The sequence below is a fragment of the Pseudonocardia broussonetiae genome (genome assembly GCF_013155125.1).
GTDB lineage: Bacteria > Actinomycetota > Actinomycetes > Mycobacteriales > Pseudonocardiaceae > Pseudonocardia > Pseudonocardia broussonetiae.
In genome coordinates this window covers 5,796,515-5,816,693 of sequence record NZ_CP053564.1, presented here as the reverse complement: position 1 = coordinate 5,816,693, position 20,179 = coordinate 5,796,515, and the positions used below count along the sequence as shown (strand labels likewise).

22 protein-coding genes, 1 tRNA gene and 1 pseudogene are annotated in these 20,179 nt (G+C 74.8%); 11 read left to right on the top strand and 13 right to left on the bottom strand.

Going from position 1 to position 20,179, the window contains the following annotated elements; genetic code table 11:
- Nucleotide 1: 1 nt before the first annotated feature.
- Together HOP40_RS28180 and HOP40_RS28175 are read right to left on the bottom strand one after the other, a co-directional pair.
- Entirely contained in the window at nucleotides 2–436 is a 435-nt protein-coding gene (locus tag HOP40_RS28180) for an excalibur calcium-binding domain-containing protein (RefSeq protein WP_172164284.1), read from the bottom strand.
- 176 nt (nucleotides 437–612) lie between these two features.
- On the bottom strand, nucleotides 613–1,818 hold the full coding sequence (locus HOP40_RS28175; protein WP_205346953.1) for a PP2C family protein-serine/threonine phosphatase: 1,206 nt from the start codon (nucleotides 1,816–1,818) through the stop codon (nucleotides 613–615).
- Nucleotides 1,819–1,934: 116 nt separating this feature from the next.
- Here HOP40_RS28175 and HOP40_RS28170 point away from each other — a divergent pair, with 116 nt between their 5' ends.
- A complete protein-coding gene (locus HOP40_RS28170) occupies nucleotides 1,935–2,114 on the top strand; it encodes a hypothetical protein (RefSeq protein ID WP_172164281.1) in 180 nt (59 codons plus the stop codon).
- 22 nt (nucleotides 2,115–2,136) lie between these two features.
- Here the strand turns inward: HOP40_RS28170 and HOP40_RS28165 are convergent, their stop codons facing one another.
- On the bottom strand, nucleotides 2,137–2,844 hold the full coding sequence (locus HOP40_RS28165) for a DsbA family oxidoreductase (RefSeq protein WP_172164278.1): 708 nt from the start codon (nucleotides 2,842–2,844) through the stop codon (nucleotides 2,137–2,139).
- Nucleotides 2,845–3,230: 386 nt separating this feature from the next.
- Here HOP40_RS28165 and HOP40_RS28160 point away from each other — a divergent pair, with 386 nt between their 5' ends.
- From HOP40_RS28160 to HOP40_RS28150, 3 genes and pseudogenes are all read left to right on the top strand, one after another.
- Nucleotides 3,231–3,464, top strand: a complete 234-nt coding sequence (locus tag HOP40_RS28160; protein WP_172153794.1) for a hypothetical protein — start codon at nucleotides 3,231–3,233, stop codon at nucleotides 3,462–3,464.
- 575 nt (nucleotides 3,465–4,039) lie between these two features.
- Nucleotides 4,040–4,774, top strand: a pseudogene (locus HOP40_RS36155) (maleate cis-trans isomerase family protein); the annotation flags it as partial.
- 614 nt (nucleotides 4,775–5,388) lie between these two features.
- Nucleotides 5,389–6,021: a class I SAM-dependent methyltransferase gene (locus HOP40_RS28150; protein ID WP_172164272.1), complete on the top strand. Its 633-nt coding sequence runs from the start codon at nucleotides 5,389–5,391 to the stop codon at nucleotides 6,019–6,021.
- On the opposite strand, the gene HOP40_RS28145 is transcribed toward HOP40_RS28150, so the two are convergent.
- The 3 genes from HOP40_RS28145 to HOP40_RS28135 are packed head-to-tail and all read right to left on the bottom strand — an operon-like array spanning nucleotide 5,954 to nucleotide 7,381.
- A complete protein-coding gene (locus tag HOP40_RS28145) occupies nucleotides 5,954–6,319 on the bottom strand; it encodes a DUF2256 and DUF3253 domain-containing protein (protein ID WP_172164269.1) in 366 nt (121 codons plus the stop codon). The two genes, HOP40_RS28150 and HOP40_RS28145, sit on opposite strands and share 68 nt — an antisense overlap.
- Nucleotides 6,312–7,091 carry a shikimate dehydrogenase gene (locus HOP40_RS28140; protein WP_172164266.1) on the bottom strand — a complete coding sequence of 260 codons (780 nt, stop codon included), beginning with the start codon at nucleotides 7,089–7,091 and terminating at the stop codon, nucleotides 6,312–6,314. The genes HOP40_RS28145 and HOP40_RS28140 overlap by 8 nt, the downstream gene beginning before the upstream one ends.
- A 20-nt stretch (nucleotides 7,092–7,111) precedes the next feature.
- A complete protein-coding gene (locus HOP40_RS28135) occupies nucleotides 7,112–7,381 on the bottom strand; it encodes an MSMEG_0570 family nitrogen starvation response protein (RefSeq protein WP_240157839.1) in 270 nt (89 codons plus the stop codon).
- 60 nt (nucleotides 7,382–7,441) lie between these two features.
- Between HOP40_RS28135 and HOP40_RS28130 the strand changes: the two genes are divergently transcribed.
- Entirely contained in the window at nucleotides 7,442–8,176 is a 735-nt protein-coding gene (locus tag HOP40_RS28130; RefSeq protein WP_172164260.1) for a decaprenylphospho-beta-D-erythro-pentofuranosid-2-ulose 2-reductase, read from the top strand.
- On the opposite strand, the gene HOP40_RS36150 is transcribed toward HOP40_RS28130, so the two are convergent.
- From HOP40_RS36150 to HOP40_RS28115, 3 genes are all read right to left on the bottom strand, one after another.
- Nucleotides 8,173–8,790, bottom strand: a complete 618-nt coding sequence (locus HOP40_RS36150; protein WP_240157322.1) for a class I SAM-dependent methyltransferase — start codon at nucleotides 8,788–8,790, stop codon at nucleotides 8,173–8,175. The two genes, HOP40_RS28130 and HOP40_RS36150, sit on opposite strands and share 4 nt — an antisense overlap.
- Nucleotides 8,791–9,199: 409 nt before the next feature.
- The gene (locus HOP40_RS28120) at nucleotides 9,200–9,676 is read right to left on the bottom strand and encodes a DUF309 domain-containing protein (protein WP_172164254.1); all 477 of its coding nucleotides are present in this window, start codon (nucleotides 9,674–9,676) and stop codon (nucleotides 9,200–9,202) included.
- Between the two features lie 984 nt (nucleotides 9,677–10,660).
- Nucleotides 10,661–10,734: transfer RNA gene (locus HOP40_RS28115), tRNA-Leu, on the bottom strand.
- 150 nt (nucleotides 10,735–10,884) lie between these two features.
- Here HOP40_RS28115 and HOP40_RS28110 point away from each other — a divergent pair.
- From HOP40_RS28110 to HOP40_RS28085, 6 genes are all read left to right on the top strand, one after another.
- Nucleotides 10,885–11,487: an ANTAR domain-containing response regulator gene (locus HOP40_RS28110; protein WP_240157838.1), complete on the top strand. Its 603-nt coding sequence runs from the start codon at nucleotides 10,885–10,887 to the stop codon at nucleotides 11,485–11,487.
- A 194-nt stretch (nucleotides 11,488–11,681) separates the two neighbouring features.
- Nucleotides 11,682–12,908, top strand: coding sequence for a branched-chain amino acid ABC transporter substrate-binding protein (locus HOP40_RS28105; RefSeq protein WP_172164248.1), 1,227 nt, complete (start codon nucleotides 11,682–11,684; stop codon nucleotides 12,906–12,908).
- A gap of 107 nt (nucleotides 12,909–13,015) precedes the next feature.
- Nucleotides 13,016–13,948, top strand: coding sequence for a branched-chain amino acid ABC transporter permease (locus tag HOP40_RS28100; RefSeq protein WP_240157321.1), 933 nt, complete (start codon nucleotides 13,016–13,018; stop codon nucleotides 13,946–13,948).
- On the top strand, nucleotides 13,945–15,732 hold the full coding sequence (locus HOP40_RS28095; protein ID WP_172164245.1) for a branched-chain amino acid ABC transporter permease: 1,788 nt from the start codon (nucleotides 13,945–13,947) through the stop codon (nucleotides 15,730–15,732). Before HOP40_RS28100 ends, HOP40_RS28095 begins: the two co-directional genes overlap by 4 nt.
- A complete protein-coding gene (locus HOP40_RS28090) occupies nucleotides 15,729–16,532 on the top strand; it encodes an ABC transporter ATP-binding protein (protein ID WP_240157320.1) in 804 nt (267 codons plus the stop codon). Before HOP40_RS28095 ends, HOP40_RS28090 begins: the two co-directional genes overlap by 4 nt.
- Nucleotides 16,529–17,251 carry an ABC transporter ATP-binding protein gene (locus HOP40_RS28085; protein WP_172164242.1) on the top strand — a complete coding sequence of 241 codons (723 nt, stop codon included), beginning with the start codon at nucleotides 16,529–16,531 and terminating at the stop codon, nucleotides 17,249–17,251. The genes HOP40_RS28090 and HOP40_RS28085 overlap by 4 nt, the downstream gene beginning before the upstream one ends.
- Before the next feature lie 6 nt (nucleotides 17,252–17,257).
- Here HOP40_RS28085 and HOP40_RS28080 read toward each other — a convergent pair whose 3' ends face one another.
- The 4 genes from HOP40_RS28080 to HOP40_RS28065 are packed head-to-tail and all read right to left on the bottom strand — an operon-like array spanning nucleotide 17,258 to nucleotide 20,105.
- The gene (locus HOP40_RS28080) at nucleotides 17,258–17,740 is read right to left on the bottom strand and encodes a cupin domain-containing protein (protein WP_172164239.1); all 483 of its coding nucleotides are present in this window, start codon (nucleotides 17,738–17,740) and stop codon (nucleotides 17,258–17,260) included.
- Complete coding sequence (locus HOP40_RS28075) at nucleotides 17,737–18,126, bottom strand: hotdog fold thioesterase (protein WP_172169364.1); 390 nt, start codon at nucleotides 18,124–18,126, stop codon at nucleotides 17,737–17,739. Before HOP40_RS28075 ends, HOP40_RS28080 begins: the two co-directional genes overlap by 4 nt.
- A 45-nt stretch (nucleotides 18,127–18,171) precedes the next feature.
- Nucleotides 18,172–19,293, bottom strand: a complete 1,122-nt coding sequence (locus HOP40_RS28070) for a DNA glycosylase AlkZ-like family protein (protein WP_172164236.1) — start codon at nucleotides 19,291–19,293, stop codon at nucleotides 18,172–18,174.
- Nucleotides 19,290–20,105, bottom strand: coding sequence for a class I SAM-dependent methyltransferase (locus tag HOP40_RS28065; RefSeq protein WP_172164233.1), 816 nt, complete (start codon nucleotides 20,103–20,105; stop codon nucleotides 19,290–19,292). Before HOP40_RS28065 ends, HOP40_RS28070 begins: the two co-directional genes overlap by 4 nt.
- Nucleotides 20,106–20,179 lie beyond the last annotated feature (74 nt).

Genomic DNA, 20,179 nt, shown 5'->3' with positions numbered 1-20,179 from the left:
GTCAGCGGGCGGTGTGCGCGCGCCGGCGCACGGCGGCCGCGGTGACGCCGAGGGCCAGCACCCCGCCGACGAGGAGCGGGGCGGGCGCCGAGCCCGACGAGCCGTCACCGGTGTCGACGCCGCCGCGCGGCACGACGGAGACCTGGGCGTCGTCGTCGTCCGCCGGCGCGGGCGCGGTGGTCTCGGCCGGCTGCTCGTCGACGGGGTCGGTCTCGGCGGGCGTGGCCGCGGCGTAGTCGTAGTTCTCGCAGGCCTGGCCGTTGCCGTTGGCGTCGAGGCGCTCGGGGTCGCCGGGGAGCAGGGCGGCCTGGGCCTCCTCCTGCGAGGAGAAGTCCTTGCAGTCGCGGTCGGCGGTCTGAGCGGACGCGATGCCGGCGAGCGGGAGCGTCGCGGCGGCGGCCACGAGGCAGGACACGGTGAAGGTGCGGAGTCGCATGGTTCCTCTACGTCGTCGTCGGTGTCGGGTGTCTTGTCGGGGAACGACGCACTCCACGCGCACGGGGATGACGGCAGGGAGCCGTCGGACGCGGGGAGCGCGTACGACGGGCCTTCGTCGATGCAGCGGAGAGTGTTACACCCGTCACCGACCGGAGCCGGTCGGCCGGTGCGCGGTCAGTCGTCGAGCACGAGGGCCAGGACCGCGATGTCGTCGTGGGCGTGGTCGCGTCCGACGAGCTCGGACATGACCGCCGCCGTCACCTTCTCCGCGGCGTCGGCCCGCACGGCGCGGCGGAGCAGTTCGAGGCCGGTGTCGATGTCGGCGTCGCGGCGTTCGACGAGGCCGTCGGTGTAGAAGCAGACGGCCGCGCCGGCGTCGAGGTCGAGCTCGACGACGTGCCGGGGGAGCGTCGCGTCGACGCCCAGCGGCAGGTCGGGTCGCAGGTCGAGGACCTCGGACTCCCGGCCGGGGCGCGCGACGACCGGCGGCGGATGGCCCGCGGTGGAGACCCGGAGCCGCCGGAGGTGGGGCTCCAGCACCGCGCACAGCGCCGTCGCCAGCGTCGACGGCTCGAAGAACCGCACGTGCTCGTTGACCCGGGCCAGCAGCTTCGCCGGGTCCTCGACGTCGAGCGCGTGCGCGCGGAACACCGTGCGCAACCGGCCCATCGTGACCGCCGCGGGCAGGCCGCGGCCCGCGACGTCGCCCATGACGATGCACACCCGCCCCGAGGGCAGCTCGAACACGTCGTACCAGTCACCGCCGACCTGGCCCTCGCCCGGCACGTAGCGCGCGTCGAAGCCCAGGCCCGGGACGGGTGGGAGCGCGGCCGGCAGGAGGCTGCGCTGCAGCGCGGCCGCGGCCGTCCGCTCGGCCTGCGAGCTCCGGGCCCGGGTCGCCAGCGCCACGCGGTCGGCGACGAGCTGGAGCAGGCCCGCGTCCTCGTCGGTGAAGCGCCGCGGCGTCAGCGTCCCGACGTGCAGCACGCCCAGGACGTCGCCCTCGACGAGCAGCGGCACCCCCAGCAGGGACCGGATGCCGCGCCGGACCAGCAGCGGGTTGCGCACGGTCGCCGGGCTGACCTCCTCGAGGATGACGGGACGCTTCTCGGCGGCGATGCGGCCGGCGAACCCCGCACCGAGCGGGATGCGCACCCCCTGCTGGACCTCCTCGTCGATGCCGTGGGCCGCGGTCGCGATGAGGTGGCCGCCGGAGGGGTCGAGCAGCAGCACCGCGACCGTGTCGACGTCGAGGACCGCGCCGAGGCGCGTGACCAGCGCCCGCAGCAGGTCCTCGACGCTGAGGTGGCCGAGGTCGCCGTCGAGCAGCGCTTCGATCCGGCGCATCCGCTCGAGGTCCTCGCTGGGCGCGGACGACACGCCGGAGAGCCTAGCCAGGGTCGGGCCGATCGGCCGGGTGTCCGGCGACCGGGGGCGCGACTATCGTGCTCTGGTCGAGTGAACGCCGAGCTCGAGGAGCAAGCACCGTGCCGCCGATGAAGGATGTCGACGGGGACGTCGACACGCTGTCGACCTCACGCAGCGCCCGCTTCCAGTCCCGCTACCTGCGCGAGCGCGCGCGGGACGCGGTGGCGCGGGCCGAGGCGCTGCGGTCGGAGAGCAGACGACTGTTCGCGCGTTCCTGGTTCGGGTCCCGCCCGGCCGGACGGGCCTGACCGGCCGGCCCCGGGCCGGGACTCAGACGGCGCAGGTGCCGTCGGTGCAGACCCCGGCGTCGGCCGACCCGGCCGGCGTGAGCACCTGCAGCGGGTGCGACTCGGCCCAGGCCGTCTCCAGAACGTGCAGGAGCTGGTCGGCCGGCTGCGCGCCGGAGACGCCGTAGGTCGCGTCGACGACGAAGAACGGCACGCCGCTGATGCCGTAGGCGCGGGCCTGCTGCTCGTCGGCGCGCACGGCGTCGAGGTAGCGGTCCGACGCGAGCACCTCGCGGGCCTCGGTCTCGTCCAGCCCCGCCTCGGCGGCGAGCCGGGCCAGGGTCTCGTGGTCGCCGACGTCCTCGCGCTCGCTCACGTACGCGCTCACCAGCCGCTCCTTGACCGCGTCCTGGATCCCGCGGTCGTGGGCGAGGTGGATCAGGCGGTGGGCGTCGACGGTGTTGCCGCCCCGGGCGTCCTCCAGGTGGAACTCCCAGCCCTCCTCCGCCGCGGTCGCGGTGATGCCGCCGACCATCTCCCGGGCCTTGTCGACCGAGGTCCCGTACTTCCCGGCGAGGTGCTCCACCAGCGTGCCGTCGCGCTGCTGCGGGGCCGTGGGGTCGAGCTCGAAGCTGCGCCAGCGCACGGTGACCTCGTCACGGTGCGGGAAGCGGGCGAGGGCGCTCTCGAACCGGCGCTTGCCGATCGCGCACCAGGGACAGACGACGTCGGACCAGATCTCCACCTGCATGTCGCGATCAACCACGTCGTTGCCTGGGGTGTTCCTGCGTCGTCGGGGGTGTTGTGTCACGGTCGTTGTGGGGGCGGTGGTTCCGTCGATCATGTCGGCCCCGGCCTGCGCGACGCCGCTCCGACGGGTCGGTTCTGGTGATCATCGAGAGGGTGACGTGGCGGTCGTGGGCAGGGCTGTGGTGGTGCGGTTCCGACGATCAAGGTGGGTCCGGACGGACTAGCCGGCCGGCAGTGCGGGGTCCGGGCGCGTGATCGTCGGGAGTGTGACGTGAGGGTCGTCGGCAGGGCCGTGGTGCTGCGGTTTCGGTGATCACCAGTCCAAGATCTTCGGGAGTGTGACGTGGGGGTCGTCGGCGAGACCGTGGTGGTGCTGTCTCGGCGATCATGGCCCGGCCCCACCCGGCGCCCGCCCGGCTCCGGCCGCCCCCCGCCCGCCCGCCCGGCCCGACGCAGCCCGCCCGCCCGCCCGGCCCGACGCAGCCCGCCCGCCCGCCCGGCCCGACGCAGCCCGCCCGCCCGCCCGGCCCGACGCAGCCCGCCCGCCCGCCCGGCCGCCGCGGCCCGGCCGCCCCGGCCCGGCCCGACGCGCCGCCACCGCCGGACTCGGGCCACCCGTGATCGTCGAAAGTGTGACGAGCGGGTCGTCGGCGAGACCGTGGTGGTGCGGATCCGGTGATCACCGGTCGGAGATCGTCGGGAGTGTGACGTGCCGGTCGTCAGGGAGACCGTGTTGGTGCGGTCTCGGCGATCATGGCTCGCGAGCGCCGAACCCGCCCGACCCGGCCCGGCCCGGCCCCCCGACGCACCGCCGGAGCCGGACCCAATCGCCCGTGATCGTCGAGAGTGTGACCAGACGGCCGTCAGCACGACCGTGGCGGTGCGGTCTCAGCGATCACCCACCGGTGATCGCCAGGAGTGTGACGTCAGGGCCGTCGCCGCGACCCTGGCGGCGCAGTCCCGACGATCATGAGGGCCCCGGGCTCGACCCGCCGCCGGCGCCGCAGATCATCGTCCGGAGCGCCACACAGCACCCGTCGGCAGCACCGCCGACTACCGGCCCCCAACCGCCGGCAATCCGACACCAGGGCCCCGGCCCCACCGCCCCGACGATCACCCGAAGTGGACACGACCGTTCGGCGCGGCCTCACAGGCCCGTAACACTGCGGACGCCAGGCGGGCCCTACCGTGTGCCCATGCACGAGGACCTGGGTGCGGGTGTGCTCCCTCCGCCCGACCCCGCAGGCGGTATCGGCGTCATCGTCCCGTTCGACTTCGCCCTGGACCGGGAGCTCTGGCGGTGGGTGCCGGAGCCCGTCGAGCTGCACCTCACGCGCACCCCGTTCGTGCCGTCCCCGGTCACCGCGGAGATGGCGCGGGCGATCAGCGACCCCGAGCCCGTCCGGTGCGCCACGCGCGACCTCCTCGAGCCCGGCCCCGGCATCGTCGCCTACGCCTGCACGTCGGGCAGCTTCGTCGACGGCATCGCGGGGGAGCGGGCGCTGCTCGACGTCATGCACGCCGCCGGCGCCCCGCACGCGCTGACGACGGCGGGCGCGCTGGTGTCGGCGCTCGGGGCCGTCGGGGCGACGCGGGTCGCGATCGTCACGCCCTACGTCGACACCCTGACCGAGCTCCTCGGTGCGTTCCTCGCCGCCCACGGCATCACGTCGACGTCCGCGGTCGGGCTCGGCCTGCTCGGTCAGATCTGGCGCGTGTCCTACGAGGAGGTCGTGCGGGCCGTCCGCGCCGCCGACCGCCCCGACGCCGAGGCCGTCTTCATCTCCTGCACCAACCTCGCCACCTACGACGTCATCGCCCCGCTCGAGCGCGAGCTCGGCAAGCCGGTGCTCACCGCCAACCAGGTGACGATGTGGGCCGCGCTGCAGGCGATGGGCGTCGCCGCGAGCGGGCCGGGGCAGCGCCTCATCTCCCGCGACGCGTCCCGCGTGCCGCACCTGCGCGCCGTGCCCGACCCCTCGCCGCTGCTGCGCCGCTCCGGCGGGTCGGCCGCGCTGCACCGCGTCCGCGTCCGGCTGCCCGACGAGTCGGGCGCGCTGGCCCGCCTCGCCGACGCCGTCGCCTCGGCCGGGGGCAACATCCTCGGGCTGTCGGTGCACGGGCAGGACTCGACGTCGGTCGTCGACGAGCTGATCGTCGGCGGCGCGTCCGACCCGGAGCTGCTGGCGGGCTCGGTGCGGTCGGCGGTCGGCCGGGCGGCGGGCGCGGTGCTCGTCACCGAGGCCGACCCGCACGACCTCGTCGACGGCCAGACCCGCGCGCTCGACCTCGCCGCGCAGGCCGTGCAGAACGGTGACCCCGCGGCGGCGCTGGCGGCGTTGCTGCACGCCGACTCCGTCGAGACCGTCGACGAGGAGCCGGCCACCGAGCCGCACGTGCTCACCGTCCCGGCCCCGGCGGCGGAGGGCTGGCTGGTGGCGCGGCGGTCCTGGGCGCCGTTCACCGTCACCGAGACCGCGCGCGCGGAGGCGTTCGTCCGGGCCCTGCTCGCGCTGACGTCGGTGCCGCCGGCGCTCGACGCGCCATGAGCCTGCCTCCCGACTGGTCGCAGTGGCGCGACCAGGTCGACCTCGACGGCTACGACGAGCGCTGGGCCCGCATCGAGGCCGAGGGCGGCAACCCGCACGGCGAGGCCGACTTCGTGCGCTCCCACAACCCGCGCTCGGTCCTCGACGGCGGCTGCGGCACCGGGCGCGTCGGCATCGAGCTCGCGCGCCACGGGATCGCGGTGCTCGGCGTCGACCCCGACGCGGACATGATCGCGGCCGCCCGCGCCAAGGCGCCCGAGCTGGAGTGGCTGCGCCTCGACCTCGCCGACCTCGACCGCCCCGAGCGCTTCGACCTCGCCGTCCTCGCCGGCAACGTCATCCCCTACGCGGAGCGCCGCGCCGAGGTCGTGGCCGCGTGCGCGCGGCACCTGGTCCCCGGCGGGCGGCTCGTCGCGGGCTTCCAGCTGCAGGCGGGCTGGCCCACCCTGGCCGAGTACGACGCCTGGTGCGTCGCGGCCGGCCTCACCCGCGAGGGGCGCTACGCGTCCTGGGACCGCCTGCCCTACGCCGGCGGCGACTACGTCGTGACCGTCGACGTCCTCAGGGCCGGCGGATCCGGATCGGGCCCTTCGCGGCCGACGGGTCCACCACCCGGCCACCCTGGGTGATCACGACCTCGCCCGCGTCGACGAGCCGGCGCGCGGCGCGACGGGCCGGCTCCATCAGCTCGCGCCACCCGTCGGCGTCGACGCGCCGGGCCGCCTCGGACGGGCAGATCGTGCCCGACCGCGACGCCAGCAGGTCGGTGATCGCCGCCTCCAGGCGCCGGTCGACGTCGGTCACGCCGCGGCGCCGGCACGCGGCCGAGCAGTAGCGCACGGACTCCCAGTCGCGCTCCCACTTCTTCCGCCACTCGATCCGCCGCCCGCACGCGGCGCACACCTTGTCCTCGGGGGTGTCAGGCACGGGCGGTCACCGCGGCGTCGAGGGCGGCGCGCATGGCGTCGACCGGCCCGGGACGCCCCGTCATCAGCGCGACCTGCGCGACCGCCTGGTGCAGCAGCATCTCCAGCCCGCTGACGACGCGCGCCCCCGCGGCCGCGGCCGTCGCGGCGAAGGCGGTGGGCCACGGGGCGTAGACGACGTCGAGCACGGTGCCCGCCGCTCCGGTCACCGCGTCGGCCGCGCCCTTCGGGAGCGTGCTGACGACGACGTCGGGCGCGTCGAGGTCGAACCCCTCGCGGATCCGCGGGGCGACGCCGAGCCGGTCGGCGGCGGCGCGCAGGTCGGCGCTGCGGGCGGCGTCGCGCACGCGCACCTCGACGTCGTCGACGCCCAGCTCGCGCAGCGCCGCCAGCGCCGCCTGCGCGGTGCCGCCCGCACCCAGCACGACGGCCCGCCCGCGCACCGACCCGAGCGCGGCGACGATCCCGGCGACGTCGGTGTTGTCGGCGAACCAGCCGCCGTCGCGGCGCACGAGCGTGTTGGCCGCGCCGGTCGACGCGGCGAGCTCCGACACCGTCGTGGCGACGTCGAGCGCGACCCGCTTGAGCGGCATCGTCAGCGACAGCCCCGCCCACTCCGGCCCGAGCCCGGCGACGAAGCCGGCCAGCTCCGGCTCGGTGCACTCGTGCCGGTCGTAGTGCCAGCCGTCGAGACCGAGCGCCGCGTAGGCCGCGGTGTGCAGGACGGGCGAGAGCGAGTGGGCGACCGGGGAGCCGAGGACGGCAGCGCGCATCACCCCAGGCTAGTGCCGTCCTACGTCCGGAACCGCTCGACGTGCACGGTGCCACCGTCGAACCCGCCGGCGGCGGCCTCGATCTGCGCCACCGCGACCGGTGCCATGGAGCAGCCCATCCCGTACTTCGCGCGCACGCGGGCGTCGGCGATGCCCATCGCCTCACGGACGCGGTCGACGAAGTCGGCGACCGGGTAGTCGTGTCCCGCCTCCAGGTACTCCCGCACGATCAGCGACGGGGAGTAGTAGGTCTGGTGCGACCCGTCGGGCCACCGCACCTCGAACAGCATCTCCGGCACGCCCGCCACGCTAGATCGGCGACGTTTCCGGCGTGTGTCAGGCTCGCCGTCATGGGGACGGTGCTGGTGCTGGGCGGACGCAGCGAGATCGGGGTCGAGGTGGCGCGGCGGCTCGCCCCGGGCGCGACGGTGGTGCTCGCCGCCCGCCGGGCCGACGACCTGGACGACGAGGAGAAGCTGCTCCGCGAGGCGGGTGCGGCGGCCGTCGACCGGGTGGAGTTCGACGCCGACGACCTCGCCGCCCAGCGCCCCGTCCTCGACGCCGTCCTCGCGCGGCACGGCCGGCTCGACACCGTCGTCGTCGCGTTCGGGGTGCTGGGGGAGCAGGCGCGGGCCGAGCGGGACGTCGGGCACGCGCTGGCCGTCGTGCACACCGACTACGTCGCGCACGTCGCCGTCCTCACCCACCTCGCGTCGCTGCTGCGGGAGCAGGGGTCGGGCGACCTCGTCGTGTTCTCCTCGGTCGCGGGCGCGCGGGTGCGCCGCGCCAACTACGTCTACGGCTCGGCGAAGGCGGGGCTCGACGGCTTCGCCTCCGGCCTGGCCGACGCCCTGCACGGCTCCGGCGTGCGGCTGCTGCTCGTGCGCCCGGGCTTCGTGATCGGGCGGATGACCGAGGGCATGGCGCCGGCCCCGTTCTCCTCGACGCCCGCGCAGGTCGCCGACGCCACCGTCCGCGCCCTGGCCTCCGGGCGCGGCGAGGTGTGGGTGCCGGCGGTGCTGCGACCCGTGTTCGCCGTGCTCCGCCACGCCCCGCGCGCGGTGTGGCGGCGCCTGCCCCGCTAGAGGGCCGCCGCCCAGACCGCGTACAGCGGGTCGCCCGGCGTGCCCGGCGGCGTCCGCAGCGCGCCCGTGACCTGCCCGAACCCCTCCGACAGCGCGAAGAACGCGTTGACGATCTGCAGGTGCGTCTCGTCGTCGGACGCCAGCCAGCCGCGGATCGCCTTCGTCGGGAAGCAGCGGTTCGAGAACGTCACGACGAACCGCCCGCCCGGCCGCAGCACCCGCGCGACCTCGCGGAGCACCGCGACCGGCTCCACGAGGTAGTCGACGGAGACGCAGCACGTGGCGTCGTCGAAGGAGCCGTCGTCGAAGGGGAGGGAGGGGTCGGTGTTGAGGTCGTGGACGACGTGCGCGGCCAGCAGCGGGTTCGCGGCCAGCTCGGCCTCGTTCATGCCGAGCCCGACGAGACGGCGCGGTGGGGTGGTGAAGTGCGAGATCCAGGACGAGCAGAGGTCGAGCACCTCGCCGTCGAGCCCGAGCTCCGCGTAGAGCGCCCCGACCGCCGCGATGGCCCGGTCGTCGATGTGGGTGACGAGGCGCGGCGGACCGTAGAAGTCGGTGTCGGGGGAGGGGTCGGCGCGGTCGAAGAAGCCCGGCGGGAACACGGCGTCGGTCACGCCTCGACGGTAGGCGGGGGGCGGGTGGGGCGCGCGGGGAGCGTGGGTGGGGGCGGTGCGAACTGCGCACTCGTCTACGTCTTGCACATGTCCGGACGTGTGTGGTGCGCCAGCAGGTGCGCGGGACGGTGGGCGACGGGCGCATCCGCGTGCTGGCGGCGCGGTTGGGCGGCGCGGTTGGGCGGCGCGGTTGGGCGGCGCGGTTGGGCGGCGCGGTTGGGCGACGCGGTTGGGCGACGCGGTTGGGCGACGTGGTTGGGCGGCGCGGGTGGGCGGCGCGGGTGGGCGGCGCGGGTGGGCGGCGCGGGTGGGCGGCGCGGGTGGGCGGCGCGGGTGGGCGACGTGGTTGGGGGCGCGAACCATCGGCGTGGTTCAGCGGTGCGGCGGATCGGCGGGGTCGGCGCGCGGGTCACGCGCGCGTCAACCGGGGGCTCAGGTCGTCGGAGGTCGGGGCCGCGCCGCCCTCGATCCGCCGGGCGAGGGCGTCGGCGTGGGCGGTGAGGCCGGGCAGGTCGAGGCCGGCGGGGGCGTCGCCGACCCAGCGGCGGACGTGGTCGGCGCCGCGGTCGAGCAGGGCGACGGCACCCCGGGCGTTGCCGCGCTGGGCGTGCGTCAGGCCGACGGCGAGCTGGGCGAGCCCGCGCCACAGCTCCCGTTCCGCCTCGGGCGCGGCCTTCCACGCCCCCTCCAGCACCTCGTGCGCGCCGAACGGCAGGCCGGCGTCGAGCAGGCGCTGCGCCTCGGCGACGGCCTCGTCGGCGGTGAGCACCAGGTCCTCGGGCACCCGCTCGACGCCGTCCGCCCCGTGCGGCAGCGGCCGCCCGGCGGCGTCCCGGGGGCGGGCGTTGCGCGCCCTCCCCGCCTCGTCCCGGTCGCGTGCGGTCATCGGACCAGGGTGTCAGCAACCCGGGCGGGGCACCGGACGAGCGGTCCGCCCGCCAGGTCCCACCCGCACGGCAGCCGCAGCGGACCGGCCACTCCGCGCGGCGGGCGCGGGTCGTCGGGGGTGGCGGCGGGCCGAGGTGCACGGTGTCGGCGGAGCGAGGGAGACCGGACGGCCGTCTGACGCACGCGTTCCCGTCTGCCGCGCGCGTTTCCAGCTCCCGCGCGCCGCCGGGGGCGCGCGGGAACGTGTTCAGTGCGCGGGAGCCTGCTCGGCGCGCGGGAAGGGCGAGGCGCCCGCCGTGATCGCGTCGCCCACGGAGATCAGCGTCGATCAAGGTGAGATGGTCGTCGCCGGTGATCCACGGGCGACCATCCGCCCTTGATCGGCGAGAACGGGCCGCTGCGCCCCGCCGCCCCGCTCCCGCGCCGCCCGCGCGCCGCCCTCGCCCGCTGCCGCCCCCCGCCGCCCCCCCCGCCGCCCGCCGCCGCCCGCCGCCCGCCCCCCGCCCGCCGCCCGCCGCCGCGCGCCGACCACCCGCTGCCGCCCCCGCCGCGCGCCTGCCACCCGCTGCCGCGCCCCGCTGACCTGCCGCTCCACGCGCCCACCGCAGCCGGCCCGCGCGCCGATCAAGGGGAAATGGTCGTGATTGGTGATCCACGAGCGACCATCCACCCTTGATCACCCTGCTCGGCCGGCCGGGGGCCGGGCGGGAGGCCCCGTTGCCGCGTCCCGCTCCACGCGCCCACCGCAGCCGGCCCGCGCGCCGATCAAGGGGAGATGGTCGCGGCTGGTGACCCACGAGCGACCATCCGCCCTTGATCACCACGCTCGGGGGGCCGGGTCGCGGGCGGGCGGGCGGGCGCGGGGCGGCCGGGGCCCGGTCGGGAGGCCGCGCTCGAGGGGCTCGGGCTGCAGCGGCGGCAGGCCCGCCGGCCGCGGCCGCCGCGGGGAGGGAGGGAGGCCGCACACAGCCCACCACCGCAGTGCCCCCGGTGCGATTCGAACGCACACTGGGTGGGTTTTGAATCCACTGTCTCTGCCGGTTGGACTACGGGGGCGGCGAAGGTCACGATAGCGGGTGCCCCCACCGCACCGGATCACAGCAGCCGCCCCCCGGCGGGCCGATACCCTGGACGCTTCCGGTTCGACCCCCGTCCGGTGTGAGGAGATGCCCGGTGACCCAGTCGGTTTCCGAGGAGAGCAGCCCCGTGGAGGCCACCGCACCGGTGGTCGGTCTGCGCGTGCTGGTGGTCGAGGACGAGGCGCTGATCCGCCTCGACCTGACCGAGATGCTGCGCGAGGAGGGCTACGTCGTCGCCGGCGAGGCCGGTGACGGCGAGCAGGCCGTGAAGCTCGCGCGCGAGCTCGCGCCCGACGTCGTGATCATGGACGTCAAGATGCCGAAGGTCGACGGCATCGCCGCGGCCGGGGAGATCGTGGGGGAGCGCATCGCGCCCGTCGTCATGCTCACGGCGTTCAGCCAGCGCGACCTCATCGAGCAGGCGCGCGACGCCGGCGCGATGGCGTACCTGGTCAAGCCGTTCGCCCGGCACGAGCTCGTGCCGGCGATCGAGCTGGCCGTGTCGCGGTTCGCCGAGAAGAAGGCCCTGGAGGACGAGGTCGCCACGCTGACCGACCGCCTCGAGACCCGCAAGCTCGTCGACCGGGCCAAGGGCCTGCTGATGAGCCGCCAGTCGATGTCGGAGCCCGACGCGTTCCGCTGGATCCAGCGCACCGCGATGGACCGCCGGACGACCATGAAGGCCGTGGCGGAGGCCGTCGTCGAAGGGCTGAACCCTCCGCGCGCCTGATCTTCCCTCACGCACGGCTACGCGCCCGATCACGGTGCGCGATGTCCGAGTTGCGGTCCGGTAAAGGACGGCGGGGGGGTGGTGACGCGCCGTCCGCCGTCCGTCTAACGTCCCCGTCGCTTCCCACAAGGCGGGAGCGGCGTGGCGGTCGGGCGCCGCGAGATCGAAGTCGTGCAGTACGGAAGGACAACACCATGAGTCGGAGGCGCGCAGTCGTCACCGCCGCGATCCTCGCCGGGGGCCTCGTGCTCTCGGCCTGCGGTACGAACCGGGAAGAGGGTGGCGGCGCCGCCGGAGGTGCCTGCGACACGAGCAAGGGCACGCTGGTGGTCGGCATGGTCGCTCCGCTGTCCGGGCCCCTGTCGGCCCTGGGCCTCGGGATGCAGAACTCGGCCGACCTCGCGGTCGACCAGGCCAACCAGAACTGCACCGTGCCGGGCTACGCCCTGCGCCTGCAGGCCGAGGACGACCAGTCCCAGCCCGCCATCGCGGCGAACGCGGCCACGCGGCTCGCGTCGGACCCCAACGTCGTCGGCGTCGTCGGCACGCTGAACTCCTCGACCGCGCAGACCGTGCAGCCGATCCTGCTCGAGCGCGGGATCGTCCAGATCTCCCCGGCGAACACCAACCCCACCCTGACCCAGGGCGAGAACTACGCGACCGCTCCGCAGCGCGCGTTCTCGAACTACTTCCGCGTCGCCACCACCGACGCGGTGCAGGGCCCCTTCGGCGCCCAGTACCTGGTCAACACCGCCGGCAAGAAGAGCATCGCGGTGATCGACGACGGCAAGACCTACGGTGCCGGCCTCGCGGCCGCGTTCGCCGCCGAGGCGGAGCGCCTGGGCGCCACCATCGTCTTCACCGGCAAGGTCGGCGAGAACGACACCGACTTCTCCGGCATCGTCACGCAGGTCCGCGCCGCCAACCCGGACGCGGTCTACTACGGCGGCGAGTACCCCGCCGCGGGTCCGCTGTCGGCGCAGATCGCCCAGGGCGGCCTGAACATCCCGGTCATGGGTGGCGACGCCCTGATCAACGCCGAGTACGTCCCGCTGGGCGGGCGTCCCGGTGACCTGGGCACCAGCGTCGGCGCTCCGGCGGAGACCCTGGACAGCGCGAAGCAGTTCATCGCCGACTACGAGGCGGCGAACTACGTCGAGGGCTACGAGACCTACGGCGCGCTGACCTACGACTCCACGAACATCATCATCAACTCGCTGGTCACGGCGCTGGGCGGCGGCGACTGGTCCGAGGACACCCGCGGCGCGGTCGTCGAGGCCGTGCAGGCCACCGACTACCAGGGCGCGGCGGGTCCGGTCACCTTCGACGAGTTCGGTGACACGACCAACAAGCTGCTGACGGTCTACACGGTCGAGGGCGACGCTTTCGTGCCGCTCGAGACGGGCACCTACGAGGGCTGACCTCTGGTCAGTCGATGAGCGACCCCGACCAGGGGCCGCACTGTTCGAGCCGAGCGGTGGGGGTGGGCCACGAGCCCGCCCCCACCGCGGCGTAGGAGGGACCCCTCTTGCTGTCCACGTTCCTGTCCCAGGTCGTCAACGGCCTGATCCTGGGGTCGTTGATCGGGCTCATCGCCCTGGGCTACACGATGGTCTACGGGATCATCCAGCTGATCAACTTCGCCCACGGCGAGATCTTCATGGTCGGTGCCTACGGGGGCCTGGCCATGTTCACCTACCTGCTCCCCACCGCGATCCAGAACCAGTGGTGGTACGCGCTGCCGCTGCTGCTCATCGCGGGCGCCGGCATCGCCGTGATCGTCGCGGTGCTCATGGAGCGCTTCGCCTACCGGCCACTGCGCAACGCCCCCCGGCTCGCCCCGCTGATCACCGCGCTCGGGGTCTCCGTCGCCCTGCAGGAGGCGGTCCGGGTCTTCTACCCGAACGCCACCGCGGCCGTCCCGTTCCCGAAGGTGTTCGTCGAGGGCACGCTCGCGATCCCGGTCGGTGACGGCATCGTCCCCATCCGCTACACCGGCGTGCTGATCATCGTCGTGTCGCTGGTGCTGGCGTTCGCGCTCAACGCGTTCGTCAACGGCTCCCGGATGGGCCGCGCGATGCGCGCCACCTCCCAGGACCGCGACGTCGCGCGGCTCATGGGCATCGACCCCGACCGCGTGATCGTGCTGACCTTCGTCCTCGGTGCGGCCCTGGCCGGCGTCGCGGGCATCCTGTACGGCGCGGACCTCGGCCTGATCAACATCAACATCGGCCTGCAGAACGGCCTGTTCGCGTTCACCGCGGCCGTGCTGGGCGGCATCGGCAACATCAAGGGCGCCGTCGCGGGCGGCCTGGTGATCGGCCTGGTGAAGACCCTCGGCGGGCAGTACCTGCCCGGCGGCAGTCCCTACGACTACGTCTGGATCTTCGTGGTGCTGATCGCGGTGCTGGTCTTCCGTCCGCAGGGCTTCTTCGGCGAGACCGAGCGGGTGCGCGCATGAGCAGCACCCTGGAGGAGCAGCGGGCGGCCCCGACCCCCGCACCGTCCGGACGCCTGGCCGGGCTCGCCGCCTACGCCACGCCGCTGCGCGTGGCCGGTGCGCTGCTGACGATCGTCGGCGCCTACCTGCCCTGGGCCACCTTCGTGCTCAACGAGGGTCCCTACCCCGAGCAGTCGACGCTCGAGTTCTTCACGGTGCCCTTCGGGGTCACCGGCTTCCGGCTGCACCTGGTGCTGTTCGGGATCGCCGCGCTAGTCGTGGCGCTCGTGGCCGTCCCCGCGAAGGGCCGCATCCTGCGGGCCGTCGGGATCGGCGTCATCGCGATCAGCGTCGTCAACGGCGTGTTCATCGTGGCCGAGGGCGGCGGGTTCGGGGCGATCACCGTGGCGGACGGCATCGCGTTCGGCGCGATCGTCGCGCTGGTCGGCGGCGTGCTGCTCGTCGTCGGTGCGGTGGCCGGGGGCGTCGAGCCGCAGCCGGTCTGGGACCGGCGGCTCAACACCTGGGTCGAGCGGGCCCTGCTGGTCGTGGTCTTCCTGCTCCTGCTGCTGCTCGTCGCCGCGGTGCTCACCAGCGGTGGTCAGGGCGGCGGCGCGATCTACGCCGGCCCGATCTTCCTGTCCGTCCTGGGCGCGGTCGGCGGCCTGATGGCCGCCCTCTCGGCGTCGGGCGTGCTGGGCTGGATCACGGCGATGACGGAGCGGCACCGCCTCTACAGCGTGCTGCTGCTGCTGGTCATGGCGCTGCTGCTGCCGCTGACGTCGGCGGGCACCGAGTACTGGATGACGGTCGCGGCCACCATCGGCGTCTACGCCGCCACCGCGATCGGGCTGAACATCGTCGTCGGCCTCGCCGGCCTGCTCGACCTCGGCTACGTCGCGTTCCTGGGCATCGGCGCGTTCGTCGCGGCGAACCTGTCCGGCGCGGCGGCGTCGACGATCGGGATCGCGCTCCCGTTCCCGCTGGTCATGATCATCTCGGCGATCGTCGCGGGCGTCTTCGGCGCCATCGTCGGCTCGCCGACGCTGCGCGTGCGCGGTGACTACCTGGCCATCGTGACGCTGGCGTTCGGCGAGATCTTCGTCCGCAGCGCGCAGAACAACATCGGCGGGCTCACGGGCGGGTCGAACGCGATCCCGAACATCCCGCCGGTGTCGCTGTTCGGCACCGACTTCAACGACAGCGTGCAGATCGGCGGACTCGAACTGCCGCCGGGCTTCCTCTACTACGTGCTGATCGTGCTGATCATCTCCGTGGTCATGGTGATCTTCGCGAACCTCAAGTTCTCCCGGCTCGGCCGGGCGTGGATCGCGATCCGCGAGGACGAGGACGCCGCCCGGGCCATGGGCATCCGCACCGGCCCGATCAAGATCCTCGCCTTCCTCATCGGGGCCATGCTGGCCGGGCTGGCCGGGGCGTTCTACGCCCACAAGCTCGGCACGGTCTCCTACGAGAGCTTCCGGTTCCTGGAGTCGGTCACGCTGCTCGCGGCCGTCATCCTCGGCGGCATGGGCACCATCCCGGGCGCCGTGCTCGGGGCGTCGGTGCTGTTCGTCCTGCCCGAGAAGCTGCGCGAGTTCTCCGAGTACCGGCTGCTGCTGTTCGGCATCGCGCTCGTGCTCATCATGCGGTTCCGACCGCAGGGCATCCTGCCCGACGCGCACCGCCGCGCCGAGCTGGCGCCGGAGACGGACCCGTCGATCGTGGCGGCCGAACACAAGGCCGCGGAGCACGAGGCCGCGCCTGCGGCCCGGACCACCGACGGGAAGGGGGCGTCGTCGTGACCGACTCGATCCTGGCGGCCACCGGCGTCACCATGAAGTTCGGCGGGCTGACCGCGCTCAACGACGTGTCCTTCGGGCTGTCGGAGGGCGAGGTCATCGGGCTGATCGGGCCGAACGGCGCCGGCAAGACGACGCTGTTCAACTGCCTGACCGGCCTGTACTCGCCCACGGCGGGGCAGGTCGCGCTGCGCGGCAAGCAGCTGCCCGAGGACCCGGCGAAGGTCACCGAGCTCGGCGTGGCCCGCACGTTCCAGAACATCCGCCTGTTCCCGTCGATGACGGCCACGGAGAACGTCCTGGTCGGGCGGCACTCGCGGATGAAGCAGAGCCCGTTCTCGTCCCTGCTGCACGGGCCGGGCTTCCGGCGCAGCGAGGCCGAGGCGGCCGCGCGCTCCGCGGAGCTGCTGGAGTTCGTCAACCTCACCCGGTTCTCCGACGAGCTCGCCCGCAACCTGCCCTACGGCGACCAGCGGCGGCTCGAGATCGCCCGCGCGCTGGCCACCGACCCGTCCGTCCTCCTGCTCGACGAGCCCACCGCAGGCATGAACGCGCAGGAGACGGAGGTGACCCGGCAGCTCATCTTCGCGATCCGCGACCTGGGCGTCTCGGTCGTCGTCATCGAGCACGACACCAAGTTCATCTTCACGCTGTGCGACCGGGTGCTGGTGCTGGTGCAGGGCGAGCTGCTCGTCGAGGGCACGCCGGACGAGGTGCGGGGCGACCCGCGCGTGGTCGAGGCCTACCTCGGGGCGCCGCCGGAGGAGATCGAAGCGCAGCTACACGCGGGGGAGCAGCCGTGAGCTTTCTGGAGGTCAACGACCTGACGGTCGCCTACGGCGCGATCCAGGCCGTCCGCGGGGTCTCGTTCACCGTGGAGAAGGGGCAGATCGTCAGCCTGATCGGCAGCAACGGCGCGGGCAAGACCACGACGCTCCGGACGATCTCCGGGCTGCTGCGCCCGGTGACGGGGTCGGTGGTGCTCGACGGGAAGCCGATCCACGCCCTGCCCGCGCACGAGATCCTCGGGCTCGGGGTGGCCCACAGCCCCGAGGGCAGGCGGCTGTTCGCGCGGATGACGGTGGAGGAGAACCTCCGCCTCGGCGCCTACACCCGCTCCGACGAGCCGGGCATCCTGTCCGACCTCGACCGCGTCTACGACCTGTTCCCGGTGCTCGGCGAGCGCCGCCGGAACAAGGCAGGCCTGTTCTCGGGCGGCGAGCAGCAGATGCTCGCCATCGGGCGGGCGCTGATGTCGCGGCCGAAGCTGCTGATGCTCGACGAGCCGTCGATGGGTCTCTCGCCGATCATGACGCAGAAGATCTTCTCGACGGTCCGCGAGCTGCGCGACGAGGGCACCACGGTGCTCCTGGTCGAGCAGAACGCACTGGCGGCGCTGGCGCTGTCGGACCGCGCGTACGTCATCGACCTGGGGCGGACCACGCTCTCGGGCACCGGGCCGGAGCTGCTCGCCGACCCGCGCGTCCAGGAGGCCTACCTGGGCGAGGGCGTCGCGAACTGAGGGCCCTCACGGGAGGCCGCGCAGGTTGACCTGGTCGTGCCGCGCCGCCAGCTCGTCGATCTCCTCGGCGGTGGGCGGCACGTCCCGGGTCGCCAGCGCGGCCATCTCGGCGAAGTACTGCTCCCGCGGCTGCCCGGCCGGGGTGAACAGGATGAGGAAGCGCGCCTCGTCGTCGCCCTCGGGGTGGAAGGCGTGGACGCCGCGTCGCGGCACCCGGACCAGGTCCCCGGGTGCCGCCGACGTCCACCGGTCCCCGGTGCGGACGGCGAGCCGGCCCGACAGCACGTAGAAGGACTCGCTGAAGCCCTCGTGGTAGTGCGGCACCGGGCCGGGCGAGCCGGCCGGGAGGCGGGCCTCGAACAGGCCGTACTCCTCGTCGGTCACCGACCCGGGGGCCAGCAGCACGGTGGTCATCGCCGGGCTCACGATCCGCGGGCTCTCCGCGGCGAGCCGGACGACGCCGTCGGGGTGGTCGGACAGGTAGGTCATGCGGACCGGGGCTTCGTGTCGCGGTGCAGGCAGGTCAGCTTCGCCGTGCAGACGCGACGGCCGTCCTCGTCGGTGACGACGATCTCGCTGGTGGAGGTCGAGCGGCCGACGTGCAGCGGGCGGGCCACCCCGGTGACGAACCCGGCGGTCGCGGACCGGTGGTGGGTGCAGGCGAGCTCCAGGCCGACGGGGAAGCGCTCGGGCAGTGCGTGCAGCGCCGACAGCGTCGAGCCCAGCGTCTCGGCGAGCACCGCGCTCGCGCCGCCGTGCAGCAGCCCGAACGGCTGCTTGTTGCCCGCCACCGGCATCCGGCCGACGACCTCCTCGAGCGTGAGGCTCACGAGCTCGATGCCCATGCGCTCGGCGAGCTGCTCGGTCGTCTGCATGGGCGGGAGGTTCTCGGGATCGATCGGCACGCCCCGGACCCTAGGTCAGCCGCCGACCGCGACCCGCACCACGCCCACCCCGAGCAGCGGCCCGTAGAGCGCCGCCGCGGCGGTGAGGGCGTCGGGGTCGGGCGCCGCGGCGAAGGGCCGCACGGTCAGCGTCGCCGTCCCCCCGGCGACGGCGTGCTCCCACACCCCGGCCACCACCCCGTCGACGACGAGCACGGGCGAGATCCAGCCCGCCGTGCGCGAGACCTCGGCGGTGCGGTCGGCGGGGACGGCGCGGACGCGGTGGCTCAGCGGGGCGAGCACCCACGGGTCGAAGCCGGGCAGCAGCAGCGGGGCGTCGGCGGGGTCGGTGCCGCCGTCGGGGACGGCCGCCAGCTCGTCGACGTCCCCCGCGCGCACGAGGAACCCGGGCTCCCCGTCGACGGCGACCTCGGCGAGCGCGTCGGCGTTCGCGCGGACCGTGCGCCTCGCGGGCGCGGGCTGCTCGCCCCACCAGCGCGCGACGTCGGCCGCGGTGGCCGGGCCGTTCGCGGCCAGGAAGCGCAGCAGCACCTCCCGCTCGGCCTCGGCGGCCGGGGGAGGGGCGAGCGGGCGGCCCAGCCAGGCGGCGGGGGAGACGAACGTGACGGCGCCGTCGGCGGCGGGGCCCGAGCACAGCAGCCCGCGCGCCGCGGCCGGCTTGAGCAGCGCGCCCCAGCCCGTCGACAGCGGGCCGGCGACCCCCGGGTCGCCCAGGTGCGCGACGACGGCGTCGACGAGCTCCGCCCGGGTCAGCGGCACGTCCCCGAGCACCTCGCCGATCGCGTCGGTGACCGCGTGCAGCTGCGCGGCGGTGACGCCGTGCTCGCGCTCCCACGAGGGCGGGAACCGGCGCCGGGCGTCGCGGGCGGTCAGGGCGCCGACCCAGAGGTCGATCTCGTCGGCCGGGAGCAGGTGCAGCGTGCCGCGGGCGGCCCAGGTGCGGACGAGCCGGCGCGCCGCCAGGTCGGCGTCGGGCGCCGAACCGCACCGGACGCCGCTGATCAGGGCGGCGCACGACGCCACCTGGGCGTGGACGCCGCCGAGCGCCCGGGCCACCTCGACCGGCGACGGGCCGGGGGAGAGCAGGAGCTGGCGCCGGACCCGCCACCGCCGCACCTGTCGCCAGGTGAGCTTCACGGCCGCTCGCACACGAAGACCGCGGTGCCGGGGAACAGCGCGCCGCGCAGCGGGCTCCACTGCCCCCACACGCGGTCGCGGCCCTCGGGCCACTCGGGCTCCACGACGTCGCGCAGCACCAGCCCGGCGGCGACGACGTCGCGCACGCGGTCGCCGATCGTGCGGTGGTGCTCGACGTAGGTGGCCGCGCCGGTGTCGTCGACCTCCACGTAGGGGGTGCGGTCGAAGTACGACTGGACGACGGTGAGGCCGTCAGGGCCGGGGTCGTCGGAGAACATCCAGCGCATCGGGTGGTTGACCGCGAACACCCACCGCCCGCCGGGGCGCAGCACGCGCGCGACCTCGCGCATGACGCGCTCCGGCTCGGCGACGAAGGGGACGCCCCCGAACGCCGAGCACGCGACGTCGAAGGAGGCGTCGGCGAACGGCAGCCGCTCCGCGCCCGCCTGCACGAGCGGGACCGCCACGCCGGTGGACGCGCCGAGGGCCGCGGCGTGGCGCAGCATCGCGGCGGACAGGTCCAGTGCGACGGCCCGCGCCCCCTGCGCGGCCAGCCAGCGCGCGCACGGCGCCGACCCGCAACCGATCTCCAGCACGTCCTTCCCGGCGACGTCGCCGAGCAGCCCGGCGTCGGCCTCGCGCAGGCCCTCGGGGCACCAGACGAAGTCGACGTCGCCGATGTCGGAGGCGTGCTCGGCCAGGTAGTCGTCGGCGTCGGCGTCCCACCACGCGCGGCTCGCGCGCTGCGACTCCGCCCCGTCGACGGCCCGCCGCGCGACCCCCGTGGTCCCCAAGAGCTCCTCGGCACTCACCGGCCCATCGTCGCAGCTCGCGACGGCCCACCCGCGTTGTGCCGTGGTTCACCTCCCGCGTAGCATGGTGGGAG

Coding starts and splice junctions, on each gene's coding strand:
- HOP40_RS28180 (WP_172164284.1), bottom strand. CDS start 436: ATGCGACTCCGCACCTTCACCGTGTCCTGCCTCGTGGCCGCCGCCGCG.
- HOP40_RS28170 (WP_172164281.1), top strand. CDS start 1,935: ATGAAGGATGTCGACGGGGACGTCGACACGCTGTCGACCTCACGCAGC.
- HOP40_RS28165 (WP_172164278.1), bottom strand. CDS start 2,844: ATGCAGGTGGAGATCTGGTCCGACGTCGTCTGTCCCTGGTGCGCGATC.
- HOP40_RS28160 (WP_172153794.1), top strand. CDS start 3,231: ATGGCCCGGCCCCACCCGGCGCCCGCCCGGCTCCGGCCGCCCCCCGCC.
- HOP40_RS28150 (WP_172164272.1), top strand. CDS start 5,389: ATGAGCCTGCCTCCCGACTGGTCGCAGTGGCGCGACCAGGTCGACCTC.
- HOP40_RS28140 (WP_172164266.1), bottom strand. CDS start 7,091: ATGCGCGCTGCCGTCCTCGGCTCCCCGGTCGCCCACTCGCTCTCGCCC.
- HOP40_RS28135 (WP_240157839.1), bottom strand. CDS start 7,381: ATGCTGTTCGAGGTGCGGTGGCCCGACGGGTCGCACCAGACCTACTAC.
- HOP40_RS28130 (WP_172164260.1), top strand. CDS start 7,442: ATGGGGACGGTGCTGGTGCTGGGCGGACGCAGCGAGATCGGGGTCGAG.
- HOP40_RS28120 (WP_172164254.1), bottom strand. CDS start 9,676: ATGACCGCACGCGACCGGGACGAGGCGGGGAGGGCGCGCAACGCCCGC.
- HOP40_RS28105 (WP_172164248.1), top strand. CDS start 11,682: ATGAGTCGGAGGCGCGCAGTCGTCACCGCCGCGATCCTCGCCGGGGGC.
- HOP40_RS28095 (WP_172164245.1), top strand. CDS start 13,945: ATGAGCAGCACCCTGGAGGAGCAGCGGGCGGCCCCGACCCCCGCACCG.
- HOP40_RS28080 (WP_172164239.1), bottom strand. CDS start 17,740: ATGACCTACCTGTCCGACCACCCCGACGGCGTCGTCCGGCTCGCCGCG.
- HOP40_RS28075 (WP_172169364.1), bottom strand. CDS start 18,126: ATGCAGACGACCGAGCAGCTCGCCGAGCGCATGGGCATCGAGCTCGTG.